This is a genomic window from Dyadobacter frigoris (assembly GCF_005280585.1).
Lineage (GTDB): Bacteria > Bacteroidota > Bacteroidia > Cytophagales > Spirosomataceae > Dyadobacter > Dyadobacter frigoris.
This window is the reverse complement of record NZ_SZVO01000018.1, coordinates 1-14,978: the sequence shown is the minus strand read 5'-3', so window position 1 is coordinate 14,978 and position 14,978 is coordinate 1. Positions and strand designations below refer to the sequence as shown.

Annotated in this window: 14 protein-coding genes and 1 pseudogene; 8 read left to right on the top strand and 7 right to left on the bottom strand. The window is 41.1% G+C overall.

The annotated features are described in order from the left end of the window. Positions 1-7 precede the first annotated feature (7 nt). A complete protein-coding gene (locus FDK13_RS28670) occupies positions 8-343 on the bottom strand; it encodes a PadR family transcriptional regulator (protein ID WP_137343461.1) in 336 nt (111 codons plus the stop codon). Between the two features lie 878 nt (positions 344-1,221). On the opposite strand from FDK13_RS28670, the gene FDK13_RS28665 reads away from it, so the two are divergent. From FDK13_RS28665 to FDK13_RS28655, 3 genes and pseudogenes are all read left to right on the top strand, one after another. Next, complete coding sequence (locus FDK13_RS28665; protein WP_137343460.1) at positions 1,222-1,734, top strand: lipocalin-like domain-containing protein; 513 nt, start codon at positions 1,222-1,224, stop codon at positions 1,732-1,734. 56 nt (positions 1,735-1,790) lie between these two features. Beyond that, a pseudogene (locus tag FDK13_RS28660) lies at positions 1,791-2,986 on the top strand (IS630 family transposase). Positions 2,987-3,181: 195 nt separating this feature from the next. Then, positions 3,182-3,793, top strand: a complete 612-nt coding sequence (locus tag FDK13_RS28655) for a YdeI/OmpD-associated family protein (protein ID WP_137343459.1) — start codon at positions 3,182-3,184, stop codon at positions 3,791-3,793. Positions 3,794-4,003: 210 nt separating this feature from the next. On the opposite strand, the gene FDK13_RS36745 is transcribed toward FDK13_RS28655, so the two are convergent. The 6 genes from FDK13_RS36745 to FDK13_RS28625 all read right to left on the bottom strand — a co-directional run bounded on the left by FDK13_RS36745 (position 4,004) and on the right by FDK13_RS28625 (position 11,036). After that, a complete protein-coding gene (locus tag FDK13_RS36745; RefSeq protein ID WP_374756118.1) occupies positions 4,004-4,267 on the bottom strand; it encodes an ATP-binding cassette domain-containing protein in 264 nt (87 codons plus the stop codon). 574 nt (positions 4,268-4,841) lie between these two features. Then, positions 4,842-7,259 (bottom strand): ABC transporter permease, encoded by a 2,418-nt coding sequence (locus FDK13_RS28645; RefSeq protein WP_137343458.1) that lies wholly within the window; start codon positions 7,257-7,259, stop codon positions 4,842-4,844. Between the two features lie 733 nt (positions 7,260-7,992). Continuing rightward, complete coding sequence (locus tag FDK13_RS28640) at positions 7,993-8,223, bottom strand: hypothetical protein (RefSeq protein ID WP_137343457.1); 231 nt, start codon at positions 8,221-8,223, stop codon at positions 7,993-7,995. A 106-nt stretch (positions 8,224-8,329) separates the two neighbouring features. Further along, complete coding sequence (locus FDK13_RS36740) at positions 8,330-8,497, bottom strand: HAD-IA family hydrolase (protein WP_137343456.1); 168 nt, start codon at positions 8,495-8,497, stop codon at positions 8,330-8,332. A 164-nt stretch (positions 8,498-8,661) separates the two neighbouring features. Next, positions 8,662-9,354, bottom strand: a complete 693-nt coding sequence (locus tag FDK13_RS28630) for a prohibitin family protein (RefSeq protein WP_229216254.1) — start codon at positions 9,352-9,354, stop codon at positions 8,662-8,664. Positions 9,355-9,665: 311 nt separating this feature from the next. Then, positions 9,666-11,036, bottom strand: coding sequence for a transposase (locus FDK13_RS28625; RefSeq protein ID WP_137343455.1), 1,371 nt, complete (start codon positions 11,034-11,036; stop codon positions 9,666-9,668). Positions 11,037-11,766: 730 nt separating this feature from the next. Between FDK13_RS28625 and FDK13_RS28620 the strand changes: the two genes are divergently transcribed. From FDK13_RS28620 to FDK13_RS28605, 5 genes are all read left to right on the top strand, one after another. Continuing rightward, entirely contained in the window at positions 11,767-13,104 is a 1,338-nt protein-coding gene (locus FDK13_RS28620; protein WP_220417448.1) for a sigma-54-dependent transcriptional regulator, read from the top strand. A 180-nt stretch (positions 13,105-13,284) separates the two neighbouring features. Continuing rightward, a complete protein-coding gene (locus FDK13_RS28615; protein WP_137343453.1) occupies positions 13,285-13,563 on the top strand; it encodes a DUF7674 family protein in 279 nt (92 codons plus the stop codon). Between the two features lie 106 nt (positions 13,564-13,669). Continuing rightward, positions 13,670-13,747, top strand: a complete 78-nt coding sequence (locus FDK13_RS36735; protein ID WP_137340128.1) for a potassium-transporting ATPase subunit F — start codon at positions 13,670-13,672, stop codon at positions 13,745-13,747. 10 nt (positions 13,748-13,757) lie between these two features. Further along, complete coding sequence (locus tag FDK13_RS36455; protein ID WP_262711817.1) at positions 13,758-13,889, top strand: hypothetical protein; 132 nt, start codon at positions 13,758-13,760, stop codon at positions 13,887-13,889. A 7-nt stretch (positions 13,890-13,896) separates the two neighbouring features. Further along, the coding region (locus FDK13_RS28605) for a potassium-transporting ATPase subunit KdpA (protein ID WP_137343452.1) at positions 13,897-14,978 on the top strand (1,082 nt) is incomplete at its 3' end.

Sequence of the window (14,978 nt, the reverse complement as noted above, 5' to 3'; positions counted from 1 at the left end):
GAGATGATCAGCTCCATTCCAGGCGAATAGCAGGCATTATCCGGTCCCAAAACCGATTGCGAACCGCTCTTGATTCTTCCAGAATTCGTCCACCCAAGGCTGTTACCGTATACAGCCGTTTTCTGCGACCACCCCTTTCCGCCGTTGCTTCACCCCAGACAGACCGCAGATACCCTTTTTGTTCAAGGCGTTGCATGGCTGCGTGCACAGCACCGGAGGTAACTACGTTCCCAGTTTCTCGTTCAATTTCCTCAGCAATGGCAACCGTATAGGCATTGGGCGACAAAGCCGCTACTGCCAGCAACACCACTTCTTCAAACTCTCCTAAATCGCTTCGTCTCATTGATAAAGGGATATTTAATAAATTAAGATTATATAATCTGTTTCTGTATAACAAATCATGTGCCGGATATTGAAAATAGCCACCCCGCTCCCGAAATGGCTATTGTATCCGGAATATTAAATAGCAATTGTTCAAAATCGGACAATTGACGTTCGTATTTGAACAAAAGTGGGCATGGTAATTCCATGTAAAAAAGTGGTTAAAACAAACCTATTGAAGAGATTTTGGAGTCACTGCCTACCGTGGATGCAAAGCACAACATCCCAATCGATTTTAAGGTAAACAACCAAAACGACAGCAAGGCCATGGAAAACAAGGTAAGAAGGGCTAAAACAATCCTGCGGAATGCTAGTTGAGCGTAGCCGCCGGGAGACTACGGTCGAGAGTCATAGGTCTCCGATCAGTTAAGCATGTTCTCGAAACTGAAATCGATCTAAGACAGATGGTGCCAAAACGTAGTCCAAGGGCTACGTTTTGCAGCTGAACATCCTTTCGGAGTAATCAAGAACAATGGAATTTCTACTACATCAGTATCAGGAAAACAATAAAAAGAGCTTCTGTTGATGTGGGACTGATATTTATAGCATTCAATCTCCGCCGCATATCCAATATTATTGACCAAAATGTGCTTAAAAAGTATCTAAGCGCACTTGCTTTGCTGTTTTTGATGATATAAAGTTATTTTAAAGCCGTAGATATTCTTATTCTTCAACAAAACACCAGCGTAAGTTATCACAATTCAGCTCTTTTTAACCGCTTAAATGGCCTATATTTAAGCCAAAATCGGTTCGAATGAAAATTAATTTGGGTTTTTAAACGGACTGCCATTCTAGGCAAGACAAAAACATTATGACGCTCACAATAATAAACTTTGACACATGAAAAAGTTATATTTTTTGTTGGTATTCGCATTGTTGCAAACTTCCAATTCGTTTGGACAAAATACAATAAAATCAAGTAAGCCTAAAATTCCAACGACGCAACTGGAGAAGTTAATAGGCACCTGGAGATTAATCGAATTTGCAGATTTAGATTCTGTAACCTCAAAGTGGACATATCGATATGGAATAAATCCAAAAGGATATTTCACATATACCAAATCCGGTATTCTCAATCTTAACATTTCTGCTGAAACACCTTTGAAAATTTCAGAAGATTCAGCCAAAAACTACAATATTAATTTGCTGAATTGGGTGACCCATTTTTCATTAGGATATTTTGGAACATACACAGTTGATTTTAATAAATCTATCGTGACACATCACGTTAAAGGAGGTTCTTTACCTTGGTATATTGACACTGACCAACCACGTCAATTTATTTTAAAAGGTGACACCTTAATCATTGGAGATACCAAAACCTGGAAACGGATTCTTGTAAAAACAGACTAGTGTTAAGTTAATTATAATATGACGTAATAATTTCGTATCTAGTCAAAAAATCGACTATGATACGATATCACATTAAATTGACTAAGACAGAGGTTGAAGAGCTGATGCAAATTATCAACAAAGGCTCGCATACCACACAAACATTTAGAGCAGCATACGTTCTTATAAATAGCGATGAAGGCGAGTATTCTCAGAAGGTAACCAATGAACAAATTAGCAATGTGTTACGGATTGGGATGAGAACAATAGACAGAATCAAAAAGAAATTTGTCGAGGATGGTTTTGAAGCATCATTAGAGCGTCGAAAAACAACCCGGATGTACGAACCAAAAATAGATGGGGAAATGGAAGCGAAATTGGTGTCTCTTTGCAGCAGCAGTCCCCCGGCAGGATTTGACAAATGGTCTTTACGGCTTTTAGCAGATAAAATGGTGGAGTTAAAATATGTGGAAAGTATCTCACATGTAGCAGTAGGTAACGTTCTAAAAAAAATGAGCCGCCGGGCTGCCCCGTTAAGCCTTGAAAAGTAAAGGGATGGCCGGGCGGTGATAGCCGCCGAACGAAGTAGCGAATTTGCAGCACACATGGAACGGGTGCTTGATGTATATCAAAGGCCTTATAATGAATCATTTCCAGTAATATGTATGGACTAGTCGCCCAAGCAACTGATCCAAGACGCCCGAATCTCAGTTCCTATGAAACCTGGCCAAGAAACCAAAATTGATTACGAATATATCAGGCATGGAGTTGCTAATATTTTTATGGCCAGTGAGCCATTGCGAGGAAGGCGCCTTGTTGAAGTAACAGAATTCAAAACGAAAAAGGAATGGGCTAAATTCATAAAGCGTATATCCGATGAATTATGTCTCAATGCTCAAAAAATCACGTTGGTCATGGACAACTTTAAGACCCACGACCCATCCGCATTTTATGAGGCTTTCGAACCAGAGGAAGCAAAAAAACTATGCCGGGCGGCCGGTGCCGATAAATTTGAATTTATCTATACTCCAAAGCACGGCAGTTGCGGGGCCGCCCGTGCGGTTAAATATGGCAGAACCGGATGGCCGGGGCCATAGAACTGCATGTTCTAACTGGACAATGCCTGAATCGACATATTTCTACCAGAGAAAAAATTGAAACAGAAGTAAACGCCTGGCAAAATCATCAAAACAACAAAGAAGCTACCATAAACCGGCAGTTTAAAAAGGAAGACGCCAGAATAAAATCAAAAAGACTATATCCGTCAATTTAGTATTTACTTAACACTAGTATGGGACTGCTACACCAAAAGCGAATTACTTGACCAATGGTTTGCCAGTTGAAACCATCGTAACCTATAATTCTCTTGCAGATTTGGAAACCGTAATCCAAATGGGTTTAAAAGAAGGTTTAGCGTCTACACTTGACCGATTAGATACTCTACTATTGACGATTAACAAATAGAACCATGGCACAATTAGATAAAAACGTAACGGAATACATTAGTAATTCAGCAGAGTTTGCCCAGCCAATTTTAGAACATTGGCGACAACTCATTCATAAAAATTGCCCGGAAGTGGTTGAAGCAATCAAGTGGGGAATACCACATTTTGATTACAAAGCAGATTTTATGTGTGTAATGGCTTCTTATAAAAGTCATTGTTCCTTCACATTTATAAAGGCAGAAATAATGAATGACCCACGCCTGAAAGGAAGTAAAGTTTTAAAGCCAATTCAAAGATTTTTGGGTAAAATAACCCAGCTTTCTGATTTACCAGCCGACAACGACTTTGTTGCACTGCTTAGAGAGGCCATAATGCTGAATGAAAAAGGCATTAAAGTGCCAGCAAAAAAATCGGACAAACCACAGATTTTAGAAACACCCGATTATTTTCTCCAAAGATTATCATCCAATTCAAAAGCAAAAGAGATATTTGAAAGCAAGTCAAACTCTTTTCGCAAAGAATACATTTTATGGATTTCGGACGCCAAGACAGATGAGACAAGGCAAAAAAGATTAGACGAAGCTGTGGAATGGATAGCAGATGGAAAAAGCAGGTTTTGGAAATCCAAAAAATAAACCGAGTTGATCGACCGAAAAACTGCCACTAACCAGGTCAAATACTGTCACTTAACTATTCCAAAAAATTGTAATCATAGAAAATTTCGACCTGCTTGTCCTTCGTGTTAAATACTTGCTCGAAACTTCCGGTCTGCTGAAATTTACCATCCAAAAGCATTGCTATGCGATCTCCGGTATTTTTTGCACACGTAAAATCGTGTGTAATGATCACTGAACTCGTATTGTACTGCTGCTTTCCCTAATCAATGCCTTAATCTCGATGCTCGTGACCGGGTCTAGCCCCGAAGTTGGTTCATCGTATAACATGATCTTGGGTTTGAGAATCAATGCACGGGCAATACCAATTCGTTTACGCTGTCCCCCGGAAAGATCGGTTGGCAATCGGGTCATTTTTTCTTTTAGCCCTACGGCTTCCAAAGCCTCATCAACAGCAACATCAACCTGTTTTTTACCCGGTTTTCTGTTATTCATCGCTAAAACCTGAGTTCGATTAATAATTGGCAGAAAAACCAGGGTTTTGAATTGGTAAGATTCGACATTCTTTATATAGGGTGACCAAACGACCCGTAACGATTTAATTTCCCGTTTTTTGTGACAAAAATTAACCCCGAAAAACGGAAGCATATCATTGGATATATCTTTCAAATTGGGCCGCTGTCTCTTTTTTTACCGTCAATAGCGCCGATTGATGGTCTTAACACCGTGTTCCGTTTTGTAATTAGCCATCACCTGATAAAGCTGCTCATCCTTATCATTGTACTTGTTCACATACAATTCGTCATTCACCCAAAGGTAAAATGAGCAGTGTGCATGCTAAACCCGTCGATAACCCAACCAGGTTCAAAAGCGTAAATTGATGCTCTTTAAGCAGGTTGCGCCAGGCGATTTTCAGATAATTGATTAGAATGGTCGTTTTGAAATGGGTCAATGGGGAAAGGCTGTTGGCTAACAGGTAAAACGCTCAATCTATCCGGTGAGTTAGTTTAAGTATTTGAAAGCTTTATAGCGACATGCCCAGTCCAATGACCATTTCACATCTCCTCTCCTATTCGCTTCGCAAGGATTTCACCGGATCCAGCAACGCTGCCCGGATTGCCTGGTAACTCACGGTCAATAAAGTAATACACAATGCTCCGATTCCTGATGCGGCAAAAATCCACCAGGAAATTTCCGTTCGATAGTTGTATTTCCCCAACCATTCCTGCATGGCATACCAGGCAATTGGTGTTGAAATGATGGCGGAAATAATGACCAGAACCACGAAATCCTTTGAAAGCATTTGCCAAAGGTCCGCTATGGAAGCTCCCAACACTTTCCGGATACCAATTTCTTTGGTGCGTTGTTCAGCCACGAAAGATGCTAATCCGAAAAGCCCTAAACAGGAAATAAAAATGGCCAGGATAGTAAAAAACGTTGCCAGTTTGCCAATCCTTTCTTCCGTCCGAAACTTGGCATTGTATTCTTCATCAGCAAATTTGTAGTCGAAGGGAACCGTCGGAGTTAGTTTTTCAAATATTGCTTTGATCTTTGGTAATGCGGCAGTAGTACTGACATTCGGGTCAATCTTGATATTGATCCAGTTAGCACCGCCGGACAGAAAGAAAACAGTTGGTGCGATAGGCTCGAAAGGTGACTCCATGACCATATCTTTTACAATACCCAAAATGGTAAACCGTTTTTGGATATTGTTGGTCATCCATTGACTTTTCCACCACACCTGCTCTCCGATAGCTTGTTTGAATCCAAACAACTTTGCAGCTGTTTCATTGATCACAAAACCGGAAGAATCAGAAGCGAATTCTTTTGAAAAATTTCTTCCGGAAACAAATTGCCAACCCACTGTTTTGGCATATTCAGTAGAGACTGTCAGCGTACTGAAACTCGGCGGATTCTCGTTAGTCATTCCTTTCCAGCTAAAACCGCCATTAGAGGACCAGACATCGGTTACAGGACTTTGCGATAGTGCTACTTCCTTTACCACCCCTGTGTTTTTCAGTTCATTTCTTATCAAATCAGATTTCTTGTAAAAATCGTCCGACTTCATTGTAATCATCATCAAACCATCCCGGGAATATCCAACCGGCCGGTTCCTGGCAAACTGTACCTGGCTATAAATGATAATTGTGCAAATAACGAGGGTTATCGAAACGGTAAACTGCATGGCAACTAAAATCTTTCGTGGCAGCGAAGCGTAACGCCCCAGTTGCACTGTCGTGCCTTTTAACACCTTAACCGGCTTAAAGGAGGTTAAATAAAGAGCTGGGTAGCTCCCTGCCAGTAATCCTGTTATTAATATAAAACTCAGGTCAAAAAGCCAAAAGTATATATTGTTCCAAGGCACTGTCATCTGTTTGGCGGATAACTCGTTAAACCAGGCAAGAGAAAACTGGACTAAACCCAGTGCTATGCCAAAGGATATAAAAACAACCAAAAACGATTCGGTAAAAAATTGTCCGACCAACTGCCCACGCAACGAGCCAACTGCTTTACGGACACCCACTTCTTTCGCACGCTTTTCCGAACGGGCCGTACTTAAATTCATGAAATTGATGCAGGCAAGAAGCAGTACAAAAAAACCAATCAGACCAACCATCCACACGTATTGAACCGGTCCGTTGGCGGCAATGCCATTCTTGAATTCAGAATACAAATGCCAGTTTTTCATAGGATGAAGCCACATCTGCGGATTGGTTGCAGCTTCATTTTTCATATTATCAATGTTCCTGATCACTTTGAGTTCTGAATCCCTGATCGCAGCAGAAGCCTTTGCAAAGCTGGTTTCCGGTTTTATTTCCACATACATCAGCAGTGCATGATTATCCCATTGTTTTTTGGACATATATGGATTTTTAGCAACAAAGTAATCCCAGCAAGCAAGGAAATGAAGATCATGAAATTGCGAATTTTGCGGAACATCCTTATAAATACCGGTAACTTTCAGGTCGTTGTCGGTGTCCAGTTTGATCAGCTTATTCATTGGATCTGTTTTCCCAAACAAAGCATTGGCAGTAGATTCCGACAGTAAAATTGACTGCTGATCCTGCAATGCGGCCCAGGAGCCCCGGCGCATATTTAAGGAAAACATTTCAGGCGCATCCGAACCTACAAATTGTCCGTTTTTTGCCAACATAATTTCCCCGGCTGTAAGGACCGCCTCTGTTCTGAATGTAGACGGAACAATATGCCTGAAATTCTCACCATAATTGGTTTTGAGTTCATTGACAAAGGGAAATGGGACCGAGGCCGAAGAGTGAATTTCGTCTCCAAAAACCTGGTTCAGATTCACCAAGGCAATGCGATCATAGTTTTTGTGGTATTTATTAAATGACAATTCATCATAAATCCACAAACCAATTAGCACAGCCACGGCCATTCCCACAGCCAGTCCACCAATGTTAATAGCAGAATAACCTTTATTCCTGACCAGGTTACGGAAGGCAATTTTCAGGTAGTTTCGGATCATGGACTTTTGATGTTAAATATTGAAAAGAAAGCACGATGAGAAGGATCGATGCACATCACCTCTTGAATCCTCAGAACTGATAATATCAAACGGGCCAAAACGCAACTCATATTTAATGAATATGCAGATGACCAGCTTGTAATTCCCAATGCCAAACCTAACACATTAATATGCGGTAATCAAATAGTATGCCATGAAAGTAATTTTTTGCTAATCAATTTACTATAAAGTATTTACCTAAAATAATACCAATCAAAATGTTCAAAAACGGACGATAGTCGTTCGGTTTGGGACAGAGAGATTCATTTGAGAAATTTTATACAACAAAAACTATTTTTTACTAATAACTTTAAAGCAATTAACCCATAAGTAATCCAGTCAAGCCGGTCTATTCACACTGTACGCACTCGAAAATCCTTTTTTAATGGGGCTTACGGAATTCAATGAACCCGTCTTTCATTACCAACTCCACATCGAACAGTGTTCTGCTGAAACCTTTTTTTTCATATCACCATTAAATACAACGATATCGGCGAGCGCATTTCTTTGGTCAAGCCACTTCTTGTATTGCTATTTTACGTTTTCTGGATTTATGATTATTTGCACAAAAACCCTGGTTTATCGGAAAGCTAGTGGATGTCATTTACTGGATTGCTTTTTTAAAAAACCGACGTCATCTTAGATATTCCTGTGAAAGTATAGAGAGGAATATCCATTATCTGAGACGTAGTATTTATTCCCGGTCCCGTATTGAAGAAATAACAATCCACCTACCATTTATTTTATTCCCGTCACTTTCGTTTTTTTTGAAACGAATCCAGACAGATTTATTTTCTTTGTTGTAAGGTGCTGCAATCTCAGCCTGATACCCGGCTGAACCCACTTGAACAAACCAGCCACCACCCCCACCACACATTGTATAGTCCACATTACCAATTACAGCGGCCTTTTTTGTAGGCTGCACCTGGGGAACAGCCTACCAGGCTAATTATTAGCCATTGAAATTACAAAAGTCACTAAGCTGATCTTATTCATTGCATTCACTTGATGCAATGAGTAAGTAAGATATATCAGCTGACCAAAGATAAAATAGGTGTATGATTGGAATTAATCAGAAGGCTCCTGATACCGATGGAACGGGCACCTTCGATATCAGCCTTTAGATTGTCTCCGATATGAATTATCTCATTTAAGTCAATATTTTTAACTTTGGCATATTTATAAATTTTTTCAACCATAAGCTCAAAGAGTCTTCAATTCGGTTTAGACATCCCCGTTTCATCCGAATAAAGCTGAAAATCGAAGAATTCTTCCATGTGAAGACGCCTTATTATGACATGTTACGTAGGCTTTAAAACGTTATATTATTGCAATCCTATGAGGAATCGTTGAATGCAGGTATTTATTTGTCATTAAGGATCAGGGGCACGTTTCCTTTGGATCCCAGCACAATGATCTTGGCATTTGGCGATGCGGCGAGTTCCTTTTGGGCTTTAATACTTTCGTATTGCAGCTGACGGTCTGTGAGGCTTAGAGCGATAATGGTCTGATAATCCGAAATACCTCTGGCTTCTACCCTTTTACGTTCGGCTTCCTGTTTTTCTTTTTGCAGGACAAACTCCATCTTCTGGGCATCTTGTTCTGCATTGATTTTTGATTCAATCGTCTTTTTGACAGATTCCGGCAGGTTGATATTCCGTATCAGGAGCTGCTCCAAAATCAGGCCCCGGCTTTTAAAATCTTTGTCGATGGTTTGGTAAATACGGCTTTGAAATTCGTCCCTTCTTTTGGAATACAGTGCGACAGCATCGTAATACACCGCATTATCACGAATCCGCGTACGGGTGATGGGCCTTACAATTTTGTCTTTATAATCAATGCCAATTCCTTTGTAGATATCGGGTGCTTTGCCAGGCATAATCTTATACAAAACCGTCAGATCAATCACCACTTCAAGCCCATCAGCAGATAAAACCCGGATTGCATCATCACCTTTGACTTCGCCCTCATTGGTTTGGGCAGACATAGTGTAATTCTGGGTCTTTGTATCGAATATTGCAACCTCTGCGAGCGGATTCACAAAGTTGAGCCCCATTTTCAAGCACCTGTGGGCTGACTTCTCCAAACAGTGATTTGACCCCAATCGTACCAGCATCTATCTGACGCACTCCTGAGGAGAGCATACCCAGGATAACCATGCAGGCTCCGGCTATTTTAAACACCTGTGAAAAACGGGATACAGGGGACATGGATCTGGTCACTGTAAAACCGGCAATAATAACGAAAACTCCTAGGAGTGTGTCGCTCTTAGCTTTCTTTTGTGTGTGAGATTTTTCTTTTGGAATTTTAAAATTTCTTTTTTGCTATCATTTTTTTGCTGGGTGTTGTCCTAATTTAGCATCTTTTTTATGATGTCATTGACATCTTAAACATACGTTTTATGTTGTAAGCCAAGCATACCAAACTCCATTCGTTGTCTGTTTCAAATAGTCCTCTTAATGAAAATTGTCGGAAGCCTAAAACTGATTTAATAATCCCAAAAACAGGCTCTACTGTTTGCTTTCGCTTTTTATAAATAGCACTGTATCCCGGAATTTTTAGACGTCTGTTCATTTGCTCAATTACTGTCAAGTTTTCTTGGGGCTGTTGAATATCTTTATACCCAACCCTTTCTTCTTTTGGGTCTAAGATAATTTCAAGATAGCTGTTATGTGATTCTCTGGATGTAGCAATAACAGCTATAATGCCTTCCGGCAGAGTTGTCACATTGTTTTCACTAAAATAGCCCGCATCCGCCACAGCTACTTTTATTGCGCCTAATTCTGTTGGAACGGAAGTTATACAAGGCAGAAATTCAGATTTATCGTTTCCATGTTCATTACTATAGCCTCCGACGATAATCATATCTTCGTTAACAGCAGCCTGGGCATTATAGCATTGTTCAAATCCTGATGGAGTCTTCATAATTCGAGATTCCGGATCAGTGAAATTATATTGATCGGTCTGATTTGGTTTATTTTCTGGCTCTTTCGGGACTTTTCCTCTGGACTTTTTTCCAGTTTTTTCTTCTTTTTCGCAGCGTGCTTTTATCTTCTTGTCATATTCTTCTTTTTCTTGCTTGTAGCGCTCGGTAGCCCGGGCTTCGACTGCGGCCTTAGCCTGTTTGATTTTCTCTAAACGATCCTCACGCCGCTTCAGCTCAGCAGGAACGTCCATTTTTTCAGGTTTCTCGGTTTCATCCGTGCTGGATGCAATCGCAAGGAGTTTACTTATTTCAGATTCCAACTGCTCTTCCAGCCGTTTCATATATTCATAGCTCATTGCCTTATGTTTGCTGGCATTTGCTTGAATTTTCGTACCATCCAAATACACATTCCCTAGCTTTACTAAGCCTAACTCTTTGCCAATAAGCAATATATCCTTAAACCAACCCTTGATTTCGCTAAGAAAACGCTTACGAAAACCTGCAATCGTGTCGTGATCAGGGTGCTGATTGCCTGAAATAAAACGAAAGGCGATGGAATCATACGTGGCATATTCTATCTTCCTGGAACTAAAAACACCTGTGGAATAACCATAAAAGATCAAAGCCAGAAGTAATTTTGGGTCATATGCGGCAGTGCCAGTACCACGATATTGTGCATAGACCCTAGTAAAATCCAGTTTATCGACGATCTCAACGGTGAATCGGGCCAAATGGTCCTGTGGCAACCATTCTTCAAGATCATAAGGCATAAATGTCGTTTGCCCGCGGTTAGCTCCTACAAAATGTTTCATAATCTGAAGATACAAAACTATTTCTAAACGTTCAAGTCCGACAGGCTGCTAGGGTTATAATAAACATGACACGGGTATAATAATTGGTTTACTTAAAAAGTTACCTGCCACATTACCAAACGCATACCCAAAATAAGAACCTTTCGTGATGCATACATAACTGGTTAATTTACAATATATTGAAGAAAACAAATTCCCCTTACCAAAAGAGAAAGTCCATGCGACCACTATCATAATGAGAAGGATTATCATTATGATAGCGCTTAGATGACAGCACGGGAAATTGATAGCTATCAAAAAAAAGCTAAGAAACGGCCATAGGCTTCATGGATTAAACCCAAAAAAATGCTTTTTGGCGGGCATTTCAGCTTTTTGATCCGTTGATCAGCCAGAAAGCACTCAGTGTAGCTTAAATCTTTTAAAAGCAAACAGCGATCTAAGTCCTTACCCTACTTGTCATTGCGATTTTAGCTGATGCAGCCAGCTCCTTTGGAAGCTTTACAACGGCTAAGCCCTTTCACCGTAAGCCGTATTATCATTTTGATAGTATCCAGGATAGCATAAATCCAAATCCAATATACTATATACTTATAATCAGATACTTACAACCATTAAGCCAGCCTGCGGAATGATCTTTGCTATCGTTCTGATCGTGCTAAGGTGGCCCATAAAGCAAACAAAAAACCTACCCCGCATTTCTTTCACGCATCAACATTTTAAAATTCTCAGATTGAAAACGATATTAATCATTGATGATGAAGACAAACTTCGATCCCTGCTTACAAGGATCATCCGGGCAGAAGGATATGAAGTAATCGAGGCTACCGACAGTAAATCGGCACTGAAACTGATCGAAAACCCTGAAATCGATGCGGTTCTATGCGATGTGAAACTACCCGATGGCAACGGTATTGAAATGATCAGACTTTTAAAAGCCAAAAACCCGCTCGCTGAGATCATTCTTTTGACCGCCTATGGCAACATTGCAGACGGCGTACAAGCGATCAAAAACGGGGCGCTGGATTATATCGTCAAAGGGGATGACAATGACAAAATTATTCCCTTGCTTACACGTGCTGTTGAAAAATCCCAACTGCAAAAAAAAATCAGGAAGCTCGAAACGATCGTCGCAAAGCGGTTTTCGTTTGACTCGATCATCGGCAGATCTGGTCCCTTTTTACAAGCCATCGAAATGGCCCGAAAAGTAGCCCCGACTGATACAGCCGTTCTTTTAAGCGGGGAAACCGGAACCGGAAAAGAAGTATTCGCACAGGCGATTCATCATGAAAGCAGCCGGGGCGATAAAAGCTTTGTCGCTTTGAACTGCAGCACCTTTAGCCGGGAAATTCTTGAAAGCGAATTATTCGGCTATAAACAGGGCGCTTTCACGGGTGCTCATAAAGATAAAAAAGGGCTTATTGAAGAAGCCAATCAGGGGACCTTATTCCTGGATGAGATCGGTGAGCTGCCTTTGGAACTTCAGGCAAAACTGTTAAGGGTCCTTGAAACACACGAATTTATTAAACTCGGCGATACAAAGCCTGTCCGGTCGAACTTCAGGCTGATTGCCGCCTCGAACCGTGACTTAAAAGTCGAGTCCGAAGAAAAAAGGTTTCGCCCGGATCTTTACTTCCGGCTCAATGTCTTTCAGATCACACTTCCGCCGCTCCGTGAACGGGTTAAGGATATACCGGCCCTGGCAGATCATTTCATCTCCCATTTCGCGGAGCAGACCAATAAAAAGGACCTTCATTATTCCAGGGAATTTCTCAGACGTCTGGAAACCTACGCCTGGGTGGGCAATGTCCGTGAGCTTAAAAATGTGATTGAAAGAGCGGTGATCCTTAGTGACGGAGAACTTCAGACCGAGAGCCTTCCCTTTGACATACAGCAGACTATGCAGGCCAAAGGCAAAAACCTGTCCGCTTTCTCGATGGCCAGTATCGAAAAGCTGCATATCCAGAAAGTACTCAATTACAGCAAAGGAAACAAAGCCGAAACCGCGCGCCTGCTCGAAATTGGTATCGCAACGCTGTACCGAAAAATCGAAGAGTACGGCATCCGCTAACGCAAAGCGGCTGGGATATAAGGCCAATCATTTTGATAAACCTTATCATTTTGATAGTGTTAATTTCAACCTTGAAGCAGCGAAAATAATTATAAAAATTTGATTTCCAGCTATTTAATTAAAAAACAAAAATCAAGGAACATGTTTGGTATGCAGCCTTATAAATAGCCGAAAAAGATCATGAGAAACAAACTTCGAAATAGCGTTTACAAGCAAATGCAGCAATTCGCGGCCCTGACGGTCACCTTCGTACTGTCAGGCAATGCAGAAAGGACAAAAAGATGCCTGAACGCGGTTGAAAAACTATACCTGAATGGCAGCTACCAAACCAGAAACGCCATAACAAACGTGTATGTCTACAACCTTTCGATGATTCTGGAACTGCACCACATCGATGTACAGAAAATATTCCCTGCTGCACTTCGTGCCGAGTACATCAAACAAATCAATGCTTATTAACACCTTAATTTTAAAATAGTATGATCACAATCCTCTTATTATCTGCCGGAATTTTATGTTTCGCGCTTTTCTACAAAACAGTAAACTTCTTTGAAAATATCTAATCATGGCAGCGCTCTTTATAGTCTCAATATGTGTGTTTGGTTACATCTGTTATGTTTTGATCAAACCTGAAAAGTTCTAATCCCAAAGTCATGGAAACGCACGGTAAAGACAACAAAAGCAAATCAGGGCTGTGGGAGGTTCTCACCATTGTTTTTGTATGGCTGGTTGTTTTATCGATGGTTTACATCATTTTCTGGAAAGCGAAATCGAATTTAAATTAATAAAAAAATGAACACTGAATTATTTGGAATCATTGCCATGTTTGTCCTGACGATTGCCTTTGCAATACCGCTGGGCAAGTACATAGCAAAAGTTTACGCAGGCGAAAAAACCTCCTTCGATCCTGTTTTTAATCCTATCGAAAAGTTGTTTTTCAAAATCAGCGGTATTGACCCAAAGGCCGAAATGAACTGGAAACAACATATGTTTTCGCTGATCACCATCAACATGGTCTGGTTTGTGCTGGGCATGTTTGTATTAATGAACCAGGGCTGGCTGCCGCTAAATCCTGACGGAAACCCCGGACAAACGGCTGATCTGGCCTTTAATACCAGTATTTCCTTTGTCGTAAACTGTAACCTGCAGCATTACTCCGGCGAATCCGGGCTTAGTTATCTGTCTCAACTATTTCTGATGTTCCTTCACTTTGTAACAGCGGGAACAGGTATGGCCGCAGCAGCTGTTTTGTTTATGGCCTTGCGCGAACGCACAACGGACAAACTGGGTAAYTTCTACAATTTGATGGTTAAATCCTGTACAAGAATCCTGCTTCCACTTTCTATTCTTGTTGCTGCTATTCTGGCTTTCAACGGAACGCCGATGACGTTTGAAGGAAAAGATACGATCGTCAACATGCAGGGAGATACCGTTCAGGTTTCCACAGGCCCGGTTGCAGCATTTGTTGCGATTAAACATTTGGGTACCAACGGCGGCGGGTATTACGGGGCCAACTCTGCGCACCCGCTTGAAAACCCTAATTATCTGACTAACATCGTTGAAATGATCGCACAAATGATCATTCCAATGGCGATGGTTTTTGCTTTTGGCTTCTTTTTGAAAAGAAGAAAAATGAGCTGGATGATTTTTGGGGTCATGACAATCGGGTTTTTACTGCTTACTGTTCCTACAATCATTTGGGAAAACGGTGGAAATCACGCCATCACCGCCATGGGTATTGATAACGGTGCCGGTGCCATGGAAGGTAAGGAAGTCAGGTTTGGAAGTACAGCTTCTGCCTTTTGGAGTATAGCCACCACCGTCATCTCAACCGGCTCGGTCAATTCCATGCATGACAGCTTTACGCCGCTTTC

What these genes read in the sequence shown, in the direction of transcription:
- FDK13_RS28670 (WP_137343461.1), bottom strand. Translation starts at nt 343, where the DNA reads ATGAGACGAAGCGATTTAGGAGAGTTTGAAGAAGTGGTGTTGCTGGCA.
- FDK13_RS28665 (WP_137343460.1), top strand. Translation starts at nt 1,222, where the DNA reads ATGAAAAAGTTATATTTTTTGTTGGTATTCGCATTGTTGCAAACTTCC.
- FDK13_RS28655 (WP_137343459.1), top strand. Translation starts at nt 3,182, where the DNA reads ATGGCACAATTAGATAAAAACGTAACGGAATACATTAGTAATTCAGCA.
- FDK13_RS36745 (WP_374756118.1), bottom strand. Translation starts at nt 4,267, where the DNA reads ATGAATAACAGAAAACCGGGTAAAAAACAGGTTGATGTTGCTGTTGAT.
- FDK13_RS28645 (WP_137343458.1), bottom strand. Translation starts at nt 7,259, where the DNA reads ATGATCCGAAACTACCTGAAAATTGCCTTCCGTAACCTGGTCAGGAAT.
- FDK13_RS36740 (WP_137343456.1), bottom strand. Translation starts at nt 8,497, where the DNA reads ATGGTTGAAAAAATTTATAAATATGCCAAAGTTAAAAATATTGACTTA.
- FDK13_RS28630 (WP_229216254.1), bottom strand. Translation starts at nt 9,354, where the DNA reads ATGGGGCTCAACTTTGTGAATCCGCTCGCAGAGGTTGCAATATTCGAT.
- FDK13_RS28625 (WP_137343455.1), bottom strand. Translation starts at nt 11,036, where the DNA reads ATGAAACATTTTGTAGGAGCTAACCGCGGGCAAACGACATTTATGCCT.
- FDK13_RS28615 (WP_137343453.1), top strand. Translation starts at nt 13,285, where the DNA reads ATGAGAAACAAACTTCGAAATAGCGTTTACAAGCAAATGCAGCAATTC.
- FDK13_RS36735 (WP_137340128.1), top strand. Translation starts at nt 13,670, where the DNA reads ATGGCAGCGCTCTTTATAGTCTCAATATGTGTGTTTGGTTACATCTGT.
- FDK13_RS36455 (WP_262711817.1), top strand. Translation starts at nt 13,758, where the DNA reads ATGGAAACGCACGGTAAAGACAACAAAAGCAAATCAGGGCTGTGGGAG.